23 protein-coding genes are annotated in these 14,644 nt (G+C 71.0%); 13 read left to right on the top strand and 10 right to left on the bottom strand.

Going from position 1 to position 14,644, the window contains the following annotated elements; all coding sequences use genetic code 11:
- The first annotated feature begins 199 nt into the window (after window positions 1–199).
- Window positions 200–520 carry a UBP-type zinc finger domain-containing protein gene (locus tag ABD269_RS27755; protein WP_344122238.1) on the top strand — a complete coding sequence of 107 codons (321 nt, stop codon included), beginning with the start codon at window positions 200–202 and terminating at the stop codon, window positions 518–520.
- Here the strand turns inward: ABD269_RS27755 and ABD269_RS27750 are convergent.
- The 5 genes from ABD269_RS27750 to ABD269_RS27730 all read right to left on the bottom strand — a co-directional run bounded on the left by ABD269_RS27750 (window position 487) and on the right by ABD269_RS27730 (window position 3,794).
- The gene (locus ABD269_RS27750; RefSeq protein WP_344122236.1) at window positions 487–987 is read right to left on the bottom strand and encodes a lasso peptide biosynthesis B2 protein; all 501 of its coding nucleotides are present in this window, start codon (window positions 985–987) and stop codon (window positions 487–489) included. The genes ABD269_RS27755 and ABD269_RS27750 overlap by 34 nt on opposite strands.
- Window positions 984–1,244, bottom strand: coding sequence for a lasso peptide biosynthesis PqqD family chaperone (locus ABD269_RS27745; protein WP_301893468.1), 261 nt, complete (start codon window positions 1,242–1,244; stop codon window positions 984–986). The genes ABD269_RS27750 and ABD269_RS27745 overlap by 4 nt, the downstream gene beginning before the upstream one ends.
- A complete protein-coding gene (locus ABD269_RS27740; protein ID WP_344122232.1) occupies window positions 1,241–3,082 on the bottom strand; it encodes an asparagine synthase-related protein in 1,842 nt (613 codons plus the stop codon). Before ABD269_RS27740 ends, ABD269_RS27745 begins: the two co-directional genes overlap by 4 nt.
- A gap of 8 nt (window positions 3,083–3,090) precedes the next feature.
- Window positions 3,091–3,249, bottom strand: a complete 159-nt coding sequence (locus ABD269_RS27735; RefSeq protein ID WP_344122229.1) for a lasso RiPP family leader peptide-containing protein — start codon at window positions 3,247–3,249, stop codon at window positions 3,091–3,093.
- Window positions 3,250–3,371: 122 nt separating this feature from the next.
- A complete protein-coding gene (locus tag ABD269_RS27730; protein ID WP_344122722.1) occupies window positions 3,372–3,794 on the bottom strand; it encodes a hypothetical protein in 423 nt (140 codons plus the stop codon).
- A 170-nt stretch (window positions 3,795–3,964) separates the two neighbouring features.
- Between ABD269_RS27730 and ABD269_RS27725 the strand changes: the two genes are divergently transcribed.
- Window positions 3,965–4,201: a GntR family transcriptional regulator gene (locus ABD269_RS27725; protein WP_425573002.1), complete on the top strand. Its 237-nt coding sequence runs from the start codon at window positions 3,965–3,967 to the stop codon at window positions 4,199–4,201.
- A gap of 52 nt (window positions 4,202–4,253) precedes the next feature.
- Window positions 4,254–4,505 (top strand): GntR family transcriptional regulator, encoded by a 252-nt coding sequence (locus ABD269_RS27720; protein ID WP_344122225.1) that lies wholly within the window; start codon window positions 4,254–4,256, stop codon window positions 4,503–4,505.
- 236 nt (window positions 4,506–4,741) lie between these two features.
- Here the strand turns inward: ABD269_RS27720 and ABD269_RS27715 are convergent, their stop codons facing one another.
- Entirely contained in the window at window positions 4,742–5,281 is a 540-nt protein-coding gene (locus ABD269_RS27715; protein WP_344122223.1) for a DUF6879 family protein, read from the bottom strand.
- Between the two features lie 128 nt (window positions 5,282–5,409).
- Entirely contained in the window at window positions 5,410–6,369 is a 960-nt protein-coding gene (locus tag ABD269_RS27710) for a hypothetical protein (RefSeq protein ID WP_344122221.1), read from the bottom strand.
- 77 nt (window positions 6,370–6,446) lie between these two features.
- Between ABD269_RS27710 and ABD269_RS27705 the strand changes: the two genes are divergently transcribed.
- Window positions 6,447–7,088, top strand: coding sequence for a TetR family transcriptional regulator (locus tag ABD269_RS27705; RefSeq protein ID WP_344122219.1), 642 nt, complete (start codon window positions 6,447–6,449; stop codon window positions 7,086–7,088).
- Between the two features lie 75 nt (window positions 7,089–7,163).
- Here the strand turns inward: ABD269_RS27705 and rpsN are convergent, their stop codons facing one another.
- Window positions 7,164–7,469 carry a 30S ribosomal protein S14 gene (gene rpsN / locus ABD269_RS27700; RefSeq protein ID WP_344122217.1) on the bottom strand — a complete coding sequence of 102 codons (306 nt, stop codon included), beginning with the start codon at window positions 7,467–7,469 and terminating at the stop codon, window positions 7,164–7,166.
- Window positions 7,469–7,705, bottom strand: coding sequence for a 50S ribosomal protein L28 (gene rpmB, locus ABD269_RS27695; protein ID WP_344122215.1), 237 nt, complete (start codon window positions 7,703–7,705; stop codon window positions 7,469–7,471). The genes rpsN and rpmB overlap by 1 nt, the downstream gene beginning before the upstream one ends.
- Before the next feature lie 73 nt (window positions 7,706–7,778).
- On the opposite strand from rpmB, the gene rpmG reads away from it, so the two are divergent.
- The 5 genes from rpmG to ABD269_RS27670 all read left to right on the top strand — a co-directional run bounded on the left by rpmG (window position 7,779) and on the right by ABD269_RS27670 (window position 10,050).
- Window positions 7,779–7,943, top strand: a complete 165-nt coding sequence (gene rpmG / locus ABD269_RS27690) for a 50S ribosomal protein L33 (protein ID WP_116213165.1) — start codon at window positions 7,779–7,781, stop codon at window positions 7,941–7,943.
- Window positions 7,944–7,948: 5 nt separating this feature from the next.
- On the top strand, window positions 7,949–8,206 hold the full coding sequence (locus ABD269_RS27685) for a type B 50S ribosomal protein L31 (RefSeq protein ID WP_301893458.1): 258 nt from the start codon (window positions 7,949–7,951) through the stop codon (window positions 8,204–8,206).
- Window positions 8,203–9,378 (top strand): CobW family GTP-binding protein, encoded by a 1,176-nt coding sequence (locus ABD269_RS27680; RefSeq protein WP_344122212.1) that lies wholly within the window; start codon window positions 8,203–8,205, stop codon window positions 9,376–9,378. Before ABD269_RS27685 ends, ABD269_RS27680 begins: the two co-directional genes overlap by 4 nt.
- A gap of 59 nt (window positions 9,379–9,437) precedes the next feature.
- The gene (gene rpsR / locus ABD269_RS27675; protein ID WP_116215816.1) at window positions 9,438–9,680 is read left to right on the top strand and encodes a 30S ribosomal protein S18; all 243 of its coding nucleotides are present in this window, start codon (window positions 9,438–9,440) and stop codon (window positions 9,678–9,680) included.
- 130 nt (window positions 9,681–9,810) lie between these two features.
- Window positions 9,811–10,050, top strand: a complete 240-nt coding sequence (locus ABD269_RS27670; RefSeq protein ID WP_116213167.1) for a DUF397 domain-containing protein — start codon at window positions 9,811–9,813, stop codon at window positions 10,048–10,050.
- A gap of 19 nt (window positions 10,051–10,069) precedes the next feature.
- Here the strand turns inward: ABD269_RS27670 and ABD269_RS27665 are convergent, their stop codons facing one another.
- Window positions 10,070–10,564: an ATP-binding protein gene (locus tag ABD269_RS27665; protein ID WP_205519217.1), complete on the bottom strand. Its 495-nt coding sequence runs from the start codon at window positions 10,562–10,564 to the stop codon at window positions 10,070–10,072.
- Between the two features lie 312 nt (window positions 10,565–10,876).
- Between ABD269_RS27665 and ABD269_RS27660 the strand changes: the two genes are divergently transcribed.
- The 4 genes from ABD269_RS27660 to ABD269_RS27645 all read left to right on the top strand — a co-directional run bounded on the left by ABD269_RS27660 (window position 10,877) and on the right by ABD269_RS27645 (window position 14,639).
- The gene (locus ABD269_RS27660) at window positions 10,877–11,740 is read left to right on the top strand and encodes a helix-turn-helix domain-containing protein (RefSeq protein ID WP_301893456.1); all 864 of its coding nucleotides are present in this window, start codon (window positions 10,877–10,879) and stop codon (window positions 11,738–11,740) included.
- 87 nt (window positions 11,741–11,827) lie between these two features.
- A complete protein-coding gene (locus tag ABD269_RS27655) occupies window positions 11,828–13,285 on the top strand; it encodes an aldehyde dehydrogenase family protein (protein ID WP_344122208.1) in 1,458 nt (485 codons plus the stop codon).
- Between the two features lie 91 nt (window positions 13,286–13,376).
- On the top strand, window positions 13,377–13,922 hold the full coding sequence (locus ABD269_RS27650; RefSeq protein WP_301893452.1) for a DinB family protein: 546 nt from the start codon (window positions 13,377–13,379) through the stop codon (window positions 13,920–13,922).
- A 123-nt stretch (window positions 13,923–14,045) separates the two neighbouring features.
- The gene (locus tag ABD269_RS27645; protein WP_344122205.1) at window positions 14,046–14,639 is read left to right on the top strand and encodes a PadR family transcriptional regulator; all 594 of its coding nucleotides are present in this window, start codon (window positions 14,046–14,048) and stop codon (window positions 14,637–14,639) included.
- Window positions 14,640–14,644 lie beyond the last annotated feature (5 nt).

The raw sequence follows: 14,644 nt of genomic DNA, 5'->3' as shown, positions 1-14,644 counted from the left end.
GGCGTAGACGTTTGCTTTGTATGCGGGTGCGCAATCAGCCCGAGATGCTGCGGGAAGGGGCGGGGCTGGGGGAAAACCACCCGCCCATCGAGGAGGCGGCGGCGGACACGAACACCCCCGTGATCCGTCTCCGCCGCCACCCGCCTCGCAATCGCGAGTTTGCCAGGAGGGTCTGACAACGCCGCCCTATGTTGGAAACATGAGCGAACCCACCTGGCAGGTCGCCGCCGACGTCGAAGGCCGCCCCACCCGGCGCGACTGCGCCCACCTGGACGAGGTCCGGGACGTGACCCCCAGCACGACGGAAGGCTGCGAGGACTGCCTGCGCATCGGCAGCACCTGGCTGCACCTGCGCGAGTGCCTGGTCTGCGGCCACATCGGCTGCTGCGACAGCTCCCCGAACCGCCACGCGAGCGCCCACGCGCACGCGGAACCGGGCCACGACCTCGCCCGCTCCTTCGAACCGGGCGAGGACTGGGCGTGGTGCTACGCGGACGAACTGCTGCTGGCGCCGCGGTAACCCGCGACCACCGGGGGTGCCGGGGATGCCGGGGAGGAAGCCCCCGGCATCCCCACCGGCACGGTCACGATCGGTGCGAAATACCCCACGGGGTACGGCTCGGCCACAGGCGACCCACCGGCCTCGACCCACGCATGTGCCCGGAACGGCCGACTCCGGACCCCCGTGCACCACACCACCCCCAAGCCGCCCAGCCGGCACAGCAGCACGACCGCCAGCGAACGCTGCAGACACCCCGCCTCCACCGCGCACCGCTCGCTCGCCGCGACCACTGCCTCCCGGGCGGCCAGCACCTGCTCGGCCGTGGCCGGAGCGGCCCCGGGCCGGAAGCGGCCCAGCACCTGGCGGATGCGCCCCGGCGGCAGGGCGGCGAGCAGCCGGGCCCCGGCGACCGCGGCCCGCACGGCCGAGCGCCGCTCCGGCCAGGGTGTGGGCACGGGCGCGGGCGTGGCGCCCGGCGCGCTCACGGCGCCACCAGACGCGCGCTGCGCAGCGAGGTGACCAGGGCCGACACGTCCTCCTCCGCCTGCCCGGCCGGCAGGCTCGGGTGATGCTCCCTCAGGTCGCGGGCGGCCTCTGCGGTGGTGGCGCCCTGGAGGAGCGCGTTGAGCACGAGCGTGCCGGTGGCGTTGAGCTGCCAGTAGCGGCCGGTGCGCTCGTCGAGCAGGATCATGCCGTCGTCGACGGGTGCGGTGCTGATGGTGTCGCGCAGGCTGACGGTCATCGTGCTCTCCCGGTCGGAGTGGAGGTGGGCCGGTGGGCGGGGCGGTTCAGGGAGCGCAGCCAGGTCTCGCAGGCGAGCGTCTGGGACAGGTGCGTGACGATGTGCGGCGTGGGGTGCGGCACGAGCAGCGCGGCACGCAGCACGGAGGTGTCGATGAGCCCCATGCCGGCCAGCAGCGAGCCGTCGAAGAGCTCCAGCAGCTCGGCGCGGTGCCGAGCGAGGGCTATGTAGAAGTCGGTGCTGTAGTCGCCTTTGCTGGTGCGGGCCAGCAGGGGTGCCGGGACCAGGCCGTCCATCGCGGCGGTGAGCAGCGGTTTGTGCGCGGTGCGCCCGGCGCGCTCGTGGAGGCGTACGGACAGGGCCGCCTCCATCACCGGGTCGTCCAGACAGGGCGCCGCCTGCGGCAGGCCGGACCGGGTGGTGGCCTGGTCAATGCGCCGGACGGCGGCCCCGGCCGTCCGGGCGTACTGCACGGCGGTGTGCTGCGCCCGGTACGGCGCCAGCGGTTCGGGTCCGGCGGCGACCGCCTCGCGGAACAGGGTCCGGGCGGTGCGGACGGCCTCCGGCGTGGCCCAGGGCGGCATCCGCAGCGCCGGCCCCCAGGCCATCGAGGGTTCGGTGGGCGCGGTCGGCAGCGCGTCCATCTCCTCGACCGCGAGGCGCAGCCAGTCCGCGTACGTGGTGTGCTCGGCCAGGGCGCGCAGCAGTGGCCGGAGCGGCTGCCGGAAGCGGATGCAGTGGCTGTGGATGTGGGCCGGTGCCTTCGCCGGATGCTCGCGGACCAGGTCGTGGAGATAGCGGGGGGTGACGGAGAACAGCTCGTCCCCGCCGTGCCCGGCCAGGTGCAGCCGGGAGCCCGCCATGCTCATCCGCCGGGCGAGATCGGCGAGCCGGGCCGTGTCGCGCACCCAGGCGCCGGGCTCCTCCAGCGGTGGATAAGGTCCGTGGACCCCGGCGAACCACAGCGGGGCCTCCTCCTGCCCCACCGAATGGTGCTCCGCCTCCGGGAGCGCCGCCCGGGCCCGCTCCGCCCAGACCGCGTCGCTGTTGACCGGGTCGGCACCCCGTCGGTGCGTGGTCACCAGCCGGGCCGGACCGTGCGCCGCCAGGAAGCACAGACTGGCGGAGTCCAGCCCGCCGGACAGGTCCGCGCTGACCGTGCCGCCGCCCGCCGTGCAGGAATCCACCGCCGCCGACAGCGCCTGCCGCAGCGCCTCCGCCCCCTCGGCCAGGGGCAGCACCGGTTCGGGCACGGTCCACCAGCGCCGCAGGCCGGACCGGCCGTCGGGCTCGATGACCAGGCAATGGTCGGGCGGCACCGCCGTGACGCCCCGCCAAGTGCTCCTCTCCTCCACGGGGTGCACGGCCCCGGCGGCCAGCAGCCGCGTCACCAGCACCTCTTCGTCCACCGGCGCGCCGATCGCCGCGGCCAGCACATCGCAGCGGCCCGACGCGACCGTCGCCCCGTCCATCAGCGCGTGGAAGACCCGGCGCACCCCCGAGGCGCTTCCCCGCACCCGCACCCTGCCGCCCACCGACGCGATCAGGTGGAAGCTGCCCGCCAGCGGCCGGGCGACCCGCTCGACCTCCGCGAGGTCGTCCACCTGTCCGAGCAGCGCCGTGAGTTCGGCCGCCGTGACCGAGCAGCGCCCGATCACCGCGATCCTCGCCTTGCGCGTACGCGCGACCGTCACCTGACCGTCCGCCCACCGGCCCAGCAGCCACGGTCTCCCCGAATCGTGGGCGACGATCCGGTCGGCCCGTGGCCGCAGCGTGCACACCGCGGCCAGGGCCGCCGGGCCGTCGGGCAGGACGGCGAACCACTCCTCACTCGGCACGGCCGGCGCTACCTCCAGTACCAGAGCTGGCCCTCGCCGCCTTCCTCCAGCACGCTCCCCTCGAGCACGCCGAGTGTGAGTCTGCCGAAGCCCCCGACTTCCACGAGCGCCGGAGGCTCGTACACCTCCGCGGCCGGTACCTCTGTGGACTCCATGAGATCCGTCATTTCGCGTCCCCTCCCGAAACCGCTGTCGTCACTCAGAGTATCTGACCGTAGCGCTCCGTGAAGGGGGGCTTGGCGCGCACACCCGGCGCACAGGGGGCGCGCGGGGCGCGCTGCTCCGGCGCTCACTTCCCCCATCTTCCGCCGGAGTTGACCACCTTCACCTTGGCGCTGAGCAACTCGGAGTCCGTGGCGGGCCGGGTGTCACCGGGCTCGACGTCCCACTCCCTGCCGCCCGCGGGCGGCCGCAGCTGAAGATAGGGCCCGGCGTCGCCCATCACCCGCCCGATGCGGTCGGTACGCACGTCGACAACGTAGGAACCGACTTCGGGTACGGGCTCCCGAATGTGCTCCGAACAGCGGCAATCGGCAAGCGGCGAACTGGGCTTGAGGTCGATCCCATGGGCGGTGGCCCAGATGTAGACACCGCAGGTGGATTGCGGCTCGGGGCCGGCGCTCGGGGGAGCGGGCGGCTGCGGCGCGTTGAGGGTGCGCGGCTTGAACGGCGCCCTCGCTCGCTGGAAGAGGCGGGCGATAAAGTCCTTCATGTCATCAGCTCCTGAGGTGTGCTGGTGGCCATGCCCCGGGGCCGGTCGCACGGTCGCCGGGGTCTTCTTCGGAGCCAAGCTAGGCCCCCCTAGGCTCCCCTGTCCACCCCTAGATAAAAACACCCGTGTCTATGTTCGGCTGCCCACTGTTGCATACAGTCACCCACGTGATGGAGTACGACCCGACTCGCCCCAAGTGGGAGCAGATCGCCGAGCTGATCCGGAAGCGGATAGAGACTGGCGAATACCCGCCGAACCACCTGATCTCCGAGGTGCGGATGGAACAGGAATTCGACGTGGCCCGGGGAACGGCCCGGAAGGTCACCGCCGCGCTCCGGGCCGAGGGCCTGATCGTCACTACTCCGGGCATGGGCTCATTCGTCGCGGCGAAGCCGCCGACTGCGTAGACCTGAACGAACCTGGCCCGCGCGGCGCCGGGCCTGTCCTACGTTGACGCTCATGGCAGATGAGCAACGCACCTCGCCCATCGACCCGACGCGGGCCACCTACGTGTACATGCAGCTCGCTGATCACGTGGCCGCGCGGATCGAGGTGGGAACACTCCGTACCGGAACGCGGCTGCCGGGCGAGCGGGACCTGGCCGTGGAGTACGGCGTGGCGATCGGTACGGTGCGCAGGGCGACCCAGGAGCTACGTGACCGGGGCCTGTTGATCACCTTGCCGGCCAAGGGCACGTTCGTGGCGGGGTAGTTCTGCTCACCCGAGGGCCCGCGCAGCGGTTTGTTCCCCAATCCCGCCCTTTCCCGAAACCGGGGCTCGTGCCCCGGGCCCCGGGCGCGGGGCCGTTGCCGCCTGCCGCGGGGGCTCCCTCAGCTACCTCCCCCAGACTCCGTCCGGGGGCACCTCCCAGCGATAGCTGGGGGAGCTCCGCCGCAGGCGCAACGAACCCGCACCCACATAACGCACCAGCAAACGGCCGCAAAGCGTCAGACCTTGAACTCCTCGTGCGGCGTCGCCCGTTCCCACACGGAATCGAATGCTGTCGCACACAGTTTGACAACCGCCGGGTCATCGCACAGTTCGTGCCCGGCCAAAGCTCCGTCACCAGTGAAGTGCCCGAAGCGGATCAACTGGTCGTCGAACAGCCAAAGGTCATTGCCGGGGAGAGCGATATCGGACGCCTTCCGCCGGGGCAGCCAGCGCACCTGCTCACCGGCTGCGATGTTCAGCGGGGTGCCCGAGTGCTCGAATCGGATGTACTCCGTGACGGGCTCCGAGACGATACGCGCCCGCCGCATCTCCACGCCGCGGTCGACCGCTTCGGCGACGATCTCGAACCAGTGGGAACGATCGGCTCTGTCGGCTTCGGCGGTCCAAGTCCCCGCCTTCCACTGCGCGAACGGTTCCACCTCGCCGTCAACGCCGTAGACGTCTCGCATCTCCAGATGTACCGCTGATCGTCGACAAGCCGTCAGCAACTCGGTGATCGGCGGGACGTTCTGCGAGCCGGAGAACGGTAGGGCCACGACGATTCCTCCTGTACGAAGCGGTTGGGCTTGTCGCGCGACCATCGCCGCGCAAGGCGAGCCGAGTCAAGGGCGCACGGGGGCGCTCTCGCCACACCCCGAGAGCGAGTCCGAACACACGCCCCGCCTCAAACCGTCAGCTCCTCGATCAACCCCCGATAGACCCCGAACGCCTCCTTCCGCGAGTAGTCGTCCCGCAGGAGGCCGAAGCCGTCGAAGAGGTCCGTGCCGGACGTGTTCGCGTCGCGCAGGTCGAAGTAGGAGTAGCCGCAGATGTTGAGGGATTCGCGGAGGGCGGCCACCTGGCGCACGACTTCCTCCAGGACCTCGGCCTGGCGCTGTTCCGTGCGGGTCGGGCCGGTGGGCCAGCCGTTTTCGGATATGTGGACGGGGACGGACGCGCCGATGCCGGCCCGCGGGAGGCTCGTGTCGCGGAAGTGGGTGAGCACTGCGGCCACCGCAGACGGCAGTTCGTCCGCCGGGAGGGGGCGGAAGACGTCGGGGAAGAAGTCGAGGCCGACGTAGTCGAGCGACCGGTGGAAGCGTTCGTCCGCCAGTGCGCCGATGTCCTGCCAGAAGGTCGGGGAGGCGCGGCCGAAGTCCGGTACGGCGTTGAAGCCGACGAGGATGTCGTGGCCGCAGGCGCGCGCCTCCTCCTTGGCCGCGACCACGCCCTGGACGATCGCCTGGAGCACGTTCGGCGTGCCGCCGTCGAGGTTGGGCATGTCGAGGTTCGGCTCCTCGCAGATCTGCAAGGCGCCCAGGTGCGGGCCGTCGGTCCGTACCGTGGCCCGGATGTACTCCAGCCAGCCGTCGAGTTCGCCCGTCGGCTCGCGGAACTGGAGCACCAGGTCGAGCTTGCGGCCCTCGCCGAGGTAGCGCATCGGGTCGGCGGGGGTGGTGGGGGTGTCCGCGGTGGCGCCCGCCGCGTACGGGCGGTAGGCGCGAACCAGGAGGGTCCGCGCGGCGCCCTGGAGCTCCCGCAGGGCGGTGGCGATCTGTTCGGGCCGATCGGGGTGCACGGGGTACGTGAGGCCGGTGTCGCTGCCCAGCAGAGCGCCGGGGTAGATCCCGAAGGTGAAGGTCATGGCCGCACCCTAGCCGATATTTTTGGTGTCACACCAAATTTGGGGTGACCCAATGTCCGGGCTCTATCATCGTGGTCATGGGACTCCGTGAACTCAAGAAGCAGCAGACCCGGGCCGCCCTCTCCGACACGGCCATGGGTCTCTTCGTGGAGCGCGGATTCGACCGGGTCGCCGTCGCCGAAGTGGCCCGCGCCGCAGGGGTGTCGGTGAACACCGTCTTCAATTACTTCCCCACCAAGGAGGACCTGTTCTTCGACCGGCAGGCGGAGGTCGAGGCGCACCTTGCCGAGGTCGTCCGCAACCGCCCGGACGACAGCTCCGCCGCCGGAGCGGTCTGCGCGGACCTGCTGGCCGGGCTCGAACGCAACGAGCCGACCCTCGCGCTGAGCGCGGAGGCGAGGACCTTCTGGCGGGTGGTCGCCGACAGCCCCGCCCTCCAGGCCCGGGGCCGCGAGATCGCCGAACGCTCCGAGGCCGCCCTCGCCGCGGCGCTGGCCGAGGAGTCGGCCGCCGGACCCGGCGACCCGCTCCCCGCCGTGCTGGCCGGCGCCATCGCCGGTGCCCATCGGGCGGTCACCGCCGAGATCCGCCGCAGGGTTGTCGCGGGCGAACCGGAGGAGAGCATCCGCGGCGCCGTCACCGGGGCCGTGGAGCGCGCCTTCGCCCTGCTCCGGTCGGGCCTCGACTGCTTTCCGGAGGGGGCGGGCAACTCCCGCTGAAGCGAGCTAGATTGACAGGCCCCACCGCTGGGCGGGCCGAGCCCGGACCCGTCCAGCGGTTCGGACAGGCGGCCGCTACCAGCTCGACTTCCGCACCCCCGGCAAAAACCCCGCATGTGCCTGCTGCCGCACGTTCACGCGCGACAGTCCGAACGTGCCCACGTAACCGCGCGGCCGTCCGTCCACCGAGTCCCGGTTGCGTACGCGGGTCGCGCTCGCGTCGCGCGGCTGGCGGCGCAACTCGGCGCCTGCGGCGGCGCGTTGCGCGGCGGGTGTGCGGGGGTCGCGGATGATCGCCTTCAGGATGGCGCGGCGGGCCGCGTAGCGGGCCACTGTCAGCCGGCGCTGCTCGTTCTTCGCGATCTTGCTCTTCTTCGCCATCAGACGTGCACCCCCCGGGCGCGGATGCGGGCCACGGCGGCCTCGATGCCGATGCTGTCGACCGTCCGGATGCCCTTCGCGCTGAGCCGCAGCCGCACGTGGCGGCTCTCGCTGGGGAGCCAGTAGCGCTTGTTCTGGATGTTGGGGTCGAAGCGGCGGGCGGTGCGCCGGTGGGAGTGGGAGATGGAGTTGCCGAAGCCCGGCTTGCGGCCGGTGAGTTGGCAGTGGGCGGACATGGTCAGACCTCCGGTCCTCGTGCGGCCCCGAAGGGCCTAATGAAAATGGAAACCATTTCTGTATAGTAGCCCCATGGCCCGCAACGAGCTACGCCCCGTGATCAAGCTCCGGTCCACCGCGGGGACCGGATACACCTACGTCACCCGCAAGAACCGCCGTAACGACCCCGACCGCATGGAGCTGCGGAAGTACGACCCCGTCGTCGGCCGCCACGTCACCTTCCGAGAGGAGCGCTGACCCCGATGAAGCCCGGAATCCACCCGCCGTACGGCCCCGTCGTCTTCCGCGACCGCGCCGCGAACTACGCCTTCCTCACCCGCTCGACCGCCACGAGCGACAAGACCGTCGAGTGGGAGGACGGCAACACCTATCCCGTCGTCGATGTCGAGATCTCCTCGGCGAGCCACCCCTTCTACACCGGCACCGCCCGCGTCCTGGACACGGCCGGGCGGGTCGAGCGCTTCGAGCGCCGTTACGGCAAGCGGGAGGGCGGCCGGTGACCGGTCCGAGGCCGCTGCCCGTAGCGCTCGTCGGCGGTCTGCACTCCGATGCGCGCGTCGCCGTGGTCGAACGGCTGCTGAACACCGTGCCGGGCAGCGTCGCGCTCCATCACGACCTGGCGACGGCCGTCACGGGAACGGTGCGCCGGACCGTACGGGACGCCTCCGGCCTCCTCGACGAGGGCGACGCCGCGCTCGTCAACGACTGCGCCTGCTGCGCGCTGCGCGAGGACCTGGTGCCCGAGCTCGAACGGCTCGCCGCCGGCGGTCACTGCCGGCTCGCCGTCGTGGAGCTCTGGGACTCGGTCGAGCCCAAGGCGATGGCCGAGGTGGTCGCCGCCCACAGCGGGCCGGACATCCGGCTGACCGCGGTGGTCACGGCCGTCGACCCGGCGCTGCTGCTGCCCGCCCTCGGCTGCGGCGACGACCTCGTCGAGGCGGGGCTGGCGGCCGCGGCGTCGGATCAGCGGACGGTCGCGGACACCTTCGCGCGACAGCTGGAGTACGCGCCGGTGCTGGCGGTGGTGGAGGGGAGCGGGGGGCCGGACGCCACACCCCCCGCGGACGCGGCCGACTTCGCCCTGCTCGACCAGCTCGTCCCCACGGCCCACCGCGTTCCGGTCGATTCCGTCGAGCTGGCGGCCGCCGCGGTCGCGGGGTTCGACGTGGAGGCCGCGGCCGCCCGGCAGCACCCCGCCTGCGCGCTGCTGCCGCAGGCCGCCCACGCGGACGGGGTCACCACGCTCGTCTGGCACCGGCACCGGCCGTTCCACCCGGGGCGGCTGTACGACGCGCTGGAGGACCTCAGTTGCGCCGCGGCGCGCAGCCGGGGGCGGTTCTGGCTCGCGGACCGTCCGGACACCCTGCTGTCCTGGGACGCGGCCGGGGGTGCCCTGTGCGTGGAGAACGCCGGGCCGTGGCTGGCCGCACTGCCGGACGCCGCCTGGGAGATGGTGCCCGCGACCCGCCGCGTGGCCGCCGCGCTGGACTGGCACCCCGAGCACGGCGACCGCGCGCAGTACCTCACCTTCACCTCGCCCGGACTCGACGGAGAAGCGCTCGCCTCGCTGCTGGAGTCGTGCCTGCTGACCGATGCCGAATTCGCGGCGGGCCCTGACACCTGGCGCTGTCTGTCCGGCGCATTCGACGAACTCCTCGACCCGGTTTCCTGATCACCGGCCGAACACCCGGCCGACCGGCCGCCGATCGACGACCAGAAAAGACAATGACCATGCCCCGTCGCCCCGATCACCGCAAGAACCTCAAGCCCCGTCCCAATCCCCTGGAAACGGCGGGCATCACATACATCGACTACAAAGACACCGATCTGCTGCGGAAGTTCATTTCGGACCGCGGGAAGATCCGCAGCCGCCGCGTGACCCGGGTCACCGCCCAGCAGCAGCGACAACTCTCCCGGGCGATCAAAAACGCCCGGGAGATGGCCCTGCTTCCGTATTCGGGCACCGGGAAGTAGCGAAGTCGGCACCGTAAGTGCACGTGCATTCGCTCATGCAGAGGCACATGAACGGAGCTATGATCCGGAGTAGTTGTCATCCCCACCATTCGTGCCGGGGTGCCCCCTGCGAATACTCCGGGAGAGACCTGTGCCTCACGCGTACAACGGCATGGCTGCCACGGATCTCGACGGCGTGGTCTGGCGCAAGAGCCGGCACTCCAACTCGCAGGGATCGTGCGTGGAGTTCGCGAAGCTGCCGGACGGCGGGATCGCCATGCGCAATTCCCGTCATCCGGACGGTCCGGCGCTCGTCTACACGCCGGCGGAGATCGAGGCCATGCTGCTGGGCGTCAAGGACGGCGAATTCGACTATCTGATCGCCGACTGAGCGCCCCCCGTAGCAGCGCTCAGTCGCGATCCCGCGGCAGCCTGAACAGCGCCCAGACCACCTTCCCCCGCAGCGCGCCGGCCAGCGGATGCCAGCCCCAGGTGTCGCTGAAGGAGTCCACCAGGAGGAGTCCGCGCCCGCACTCCGCGGAGGCGTCGGCCTCGCCCGCGACGGGGCTCTCCTCGCTGGGGTCCCGCACCGCGCACACCAGACGCGACGTCCACCGCATCAGGTGCAGCCGTACGGGCGGTTCGTACTCCGTGCCGACGAGCTCGGCCGGAAGGGCGTAGCGCATGGAGTTGGTGACCAACTCCGAGACGACGAGCGCCACATCGTCGAAGAGCCCGGGGAGGTCCCACTGCTGGAGCGTGGTCCTCGTGAACCGCCGCGCCGTCCTGACCGCCTCGAACCGGGGCGGCAGCACACAGGAAGCGGAGCTGGAGACGGCTGATGGGGCGATCGGTGGCAGCCCTCGCCACAGGGGGGAGAGCACAGTCGATCCTTCGGTACCCATCCGAGGCACTCCTGGCAATCGTGGACGTGACATGCACGTGTGCGTTCCCCATGGTTCCCAATGCGGATGGCGGATGCAAGGGCAGATGCACGTGCACGTGGGGGTTTTGGGGGCGCACGATCCGGTAAGGACGCAATTCTTCCTACGCCCTCCTGCGTACGGTGTCCGGACTGCCACTGCCTCCGTAATCGGATGCACACTCAACGGAGCCCGGAGGTGGCAGACTTCGGCGCCGGGGGTAGCGGGGGTCGCCCCTGGAGGGTGCGGAAGCGGCACGACCGGGTAGGGACCGGAAAAGGAGGAGTCGCGAAGATGGCCACGAGCGAGTCGAGCGGTTCTGTGGTGCGCCGCATACTCCTGGGCTCGCAGCTCAGGAGGCTGCGGGAATCCCGGGGGATCACCCGCGAGGCGGCGGGCTACTCGATCCGGGCGTCGGAGTCGAAGATCAGTCGCATGGAGCTGGGCAGGGTGAGCTTCAAGGCGCGGGACGTCGAGGACCTCCTCACGCTCTACGGGGTCACCGACGAGCTGGAGCGCGAGGCGCTGCTGGGGCTGGCCCGCGAGGCCAACGTCGCCGGTTGGTGGCACAGTTACGGCGATGTGCTGCCGGGGTGGTTCCAGACCTATGTGGGCCTGGAGGGCGCCGCCTCCCACATCAACATCTACGAAGTGCAGTTCGTGCACGGCCTGCTGCAGACCGAGGGCTACGCCCAGGCCGTCGTCGTCCGCGGCCAGCCGACCGCCGACGAGGCCGAGGTCGAGCGCCGCGTCTCGCTGCGCATGGAGCGCCAGAAGCTGCTGTTCTCCGAGCGCGCCCCGCACTTCCACGCCGTGCTGGACGAGGCCGCGCTGCACCGCCCGTACGGCGGCGAGGCCGTCATGCGCGGCCAGCTGGAGCACCTCATCGACATCTCGGAACAGGCCAATGTGACGCTCCAGGTGATGCCGTTCGCGCACGGCGGGCACGCGGGGGAGAGCGGCGCCTTCACCATGCTGCGCTTCCCGGAGTCCGACCTGTCCGACGTCGTCTATCTGGAGCAGCTGACCAGCGCGCTGTATCTGGACAAGCCCGACGAGGTGGCGCAGTACGGCAGGGTGATGGAGCGCCTGCACGAGGACAGCCTCTCACCCGCGCTGACCCGCGACCTGTTGAGGCGCCTGCTCCAACTCGTATGACACATCAGTACGATGACGTCCCATCAGGAGTCTGCATTTCGGTTCGGGCGCCGTTTGCGCCCCCGTTTCTCCAGGCAGGGATGGCACATGTCCTACTTCGACGAGTTGGCTTTCCAGTACATCGACGGCGAATGGCGGGCCGGCACCGGCTCCTGGGACATTGTCGACTTCAATCCCTATGACGGGGAGAAGCTCGCCTCCATCACCGTGGCCGGCGTGGACGAGATCGACCAGGCGTACCGCGCCGCCGAGCGCGCGCAGAAGCAGTGGGGCGCCACCAACCCGTACACCCGCCGGCTGGTCTTCGAGCGGGCGCTGCGGGTCGTCGACGAGCGGGAGGCCGAGCTGGCCGCGGCGATCACCGCGGAGTGCGGCGGCACGGCCGTGAAGGCGGCCTTCGAGCTGCACCTGGTGCGGGAGTTCCTGCGCGAGGCGCTGCACCTCGCGCTGCGGGCCGAGGGGCGCATCCTGCCGTCGCCGGACGACACCAAGGAGAACCGCCTCTACCGGCTGCCGGTCGGGGTCGTCGGGGTCATCAGCCCCTTCAACTTCCCCTTCCTGCTGTCCATCAAGTCCGTCGCGCCCGCGCTCGCCCTCGGTAACGCCGTCGTCCTCAAGCCCCACCAGAACACGCCGATATGCGGCGGCGGGCTGGTCGCGAAGGTCTTCGAGGAGGCGGGGCTGCCCGCCGGGGTGCTCAACGTCGTGGTCACCGACATCGCGGAGATCGGGGACGCGCTCATCGAGCACCCGGTGCCCCGCGTGATCTCCTTCACCGGCTCCGACAAGGTCGGCCGCCATGTCGCCACCGTCGCCGCTTCGCACTTCAAGCGGACCGTCCTCGAACTCGGCGGCAACAGCGCCCTGATCGTCCTCGACGACGCGGACGTCGACTACGCCGTGGACGCGGCCGTCTTCAGCCGCTTCATCCACCAGGGGCAGGTCTGCATGGCGGCCAACCGGGTGCTCGTGGACCGGTCGGTGGAGGCGGAGTTCACCGAGAAGTTCGTCGCCAAGGTCAAGACCCTCAAAGTCGGCGACCCCGGCGACCCGGCCACCCACATCGGCCCGCTGATCAACGCCGGGCAGGCCGAGGCCATCAACACCCTGCTGGACCAGACCGTCGCGGACGGCGCGACCGCCCTCCTGCGCGGCACCACGAGCGGCACGCTCGTCGCCCCCTCCGTGCTGACCGGGCTGCCGGCGGACTCCCCGATCCTCACGCAGGAGATCTTCGGGCCGGTCGCCCTGATCATCCCCTTCGACGGCGAGGAGGAGGCCGTACGCATCGCCAACGCCACGCCGTACGGGCTGAGCGGCGCGGTGCACACGGGGGATGTCGAGCGGGGCGTGCGCATCGCCAAGCGCATCGACACCGGGATGATCCATGTCAACGACGGGACGGTCCATGACGAGGCGATCGTGCCGTTCGGTGGTGAGAAGCATTCGGGGGTGGGGCGGCTGAACGGTGACGCGATGGTGGACGTCTTCACGACGACGAAGTGGATCTCGATCCAGCACGGTCGCAGCAGATTCCCGTTCTGACGAGGCATCCGGCGAGATGTAGGACGGACGCTGTCCGCATTAGGGCGTACGTTGCATCCGTTGCCCGGCGGAACGACGAAAGGCCGACCCGATGCCCACTCACGTCATCGAGAACGACCCCGCGGACGAGCGAGGCACCCTCCTCGCCTTCCTGGACGCCCAGCGGGGCGGCCTGCGCCGGTCGGTGCTCGGGCTCACCGAGGAACAGGCGGCCCTGAAGCCCAGCGCGAGCACGCTGTCGCTGGGCGGGCTGCTCAAGCACGCCATCGGCGCCGAGCGCAGCTGGCTCGCGATGGCCCGGGGGACCGCCCCCGAGATCTCCCACGAGGAGGCCATGAAGCAGTTCGAATCGGGCTTCGTGCTCACGGACGACGAGTCCCTCGCGGGCCTCCTCGCCACCTGGGAGGAACTCGCCGTGGAGACCGAACGCTTCATCCGCGCCCTGCCCACCCTGGAGCGCACCTTCCCCCTCCCGGCGGCGCCCTGGTTCCCCAAGGACGCGTCGGTCTCCATGCGGTGGCTCCTGCTCCACCTGATCGAGGAACTCGCGCGGCACGCGGGGCACGCGGATGTCATCCGTGAGTCCTTGGACGGGAGGACGGCGTTCGAGCTGGTGGCGGAGGAGCGGGGGGACTGAGCGGTGCTCGGGGGCGGGTGCGGTTGTCGCCTGCGGCGGGTGCGGCGAACCCGCGCCGAGGCAACGGCCCCGCACCCCCATAGGCTGGGGCGGCAGCAAGTCGTACCCCGGAATGAGGAAGCAATGTCGGCGATCCGGCTACTGACGCTGGGCGCCGTCCGGCAGCACGGACGCGCCCACGGCTATCAGGTCCGCAGCGACCTGGAGTTCTGGGGCGCCCACGAGTGGTCCAACGCCAAGCCCGGCTCGATCTACCACGCCCTCAAGTCCATGGCCGCGCAGGGCCTGCTGATCGCGCACGACATCGCGCCGAGCGAGGCCGGCGGCCCGCCCCGTACGGAGTACGAGCTGACCGGCGAGGGCGAGCGGGAGTACTTCCGGCTGCTGCGGGAGTCCCTCTCCTCGCACGACCAGAAGGTGGACGTCCTGACCGCGGGCGTCGGCTTCCTCGTCGACCTGCCGCGCGCCGAGGCGATCGCCCTGCTGAAGCGGCGGGTCGAGTCGCTGCGCGCCTGGCGCGAGGAGATCCGGCAGCACTGGACGCCGGGGGAGGGCGAGGACTGGGGCCACATCGGCGAGATCCGGGGCATGTGGATCCACACCGCCGAGAGCGGCGAGCAGTGGGCCCTGGGGCTGATCGGGCGCCTGGAGGGCGGCGCCTATGTGATGGCGGACGAGGGCGACCCCTGGGAGGGCCTCAACCCGTCCGGGGGCTGACGGAC

The sequence above is a fragment of the Streptomyces blastmyceticus genome (assembly GCF_039521185.1).
Lineage (GTDB): Bacteria > Actinomycetota > Actinomycetes > Streptomycetales > Streptomycetaceae > Streptomyces > Streptomyces blastmyceticus.
Note: the sequence above shows the minus strand (reverse complement) of the source record. Positions and strands in the feature narration are given on the sequence as shown.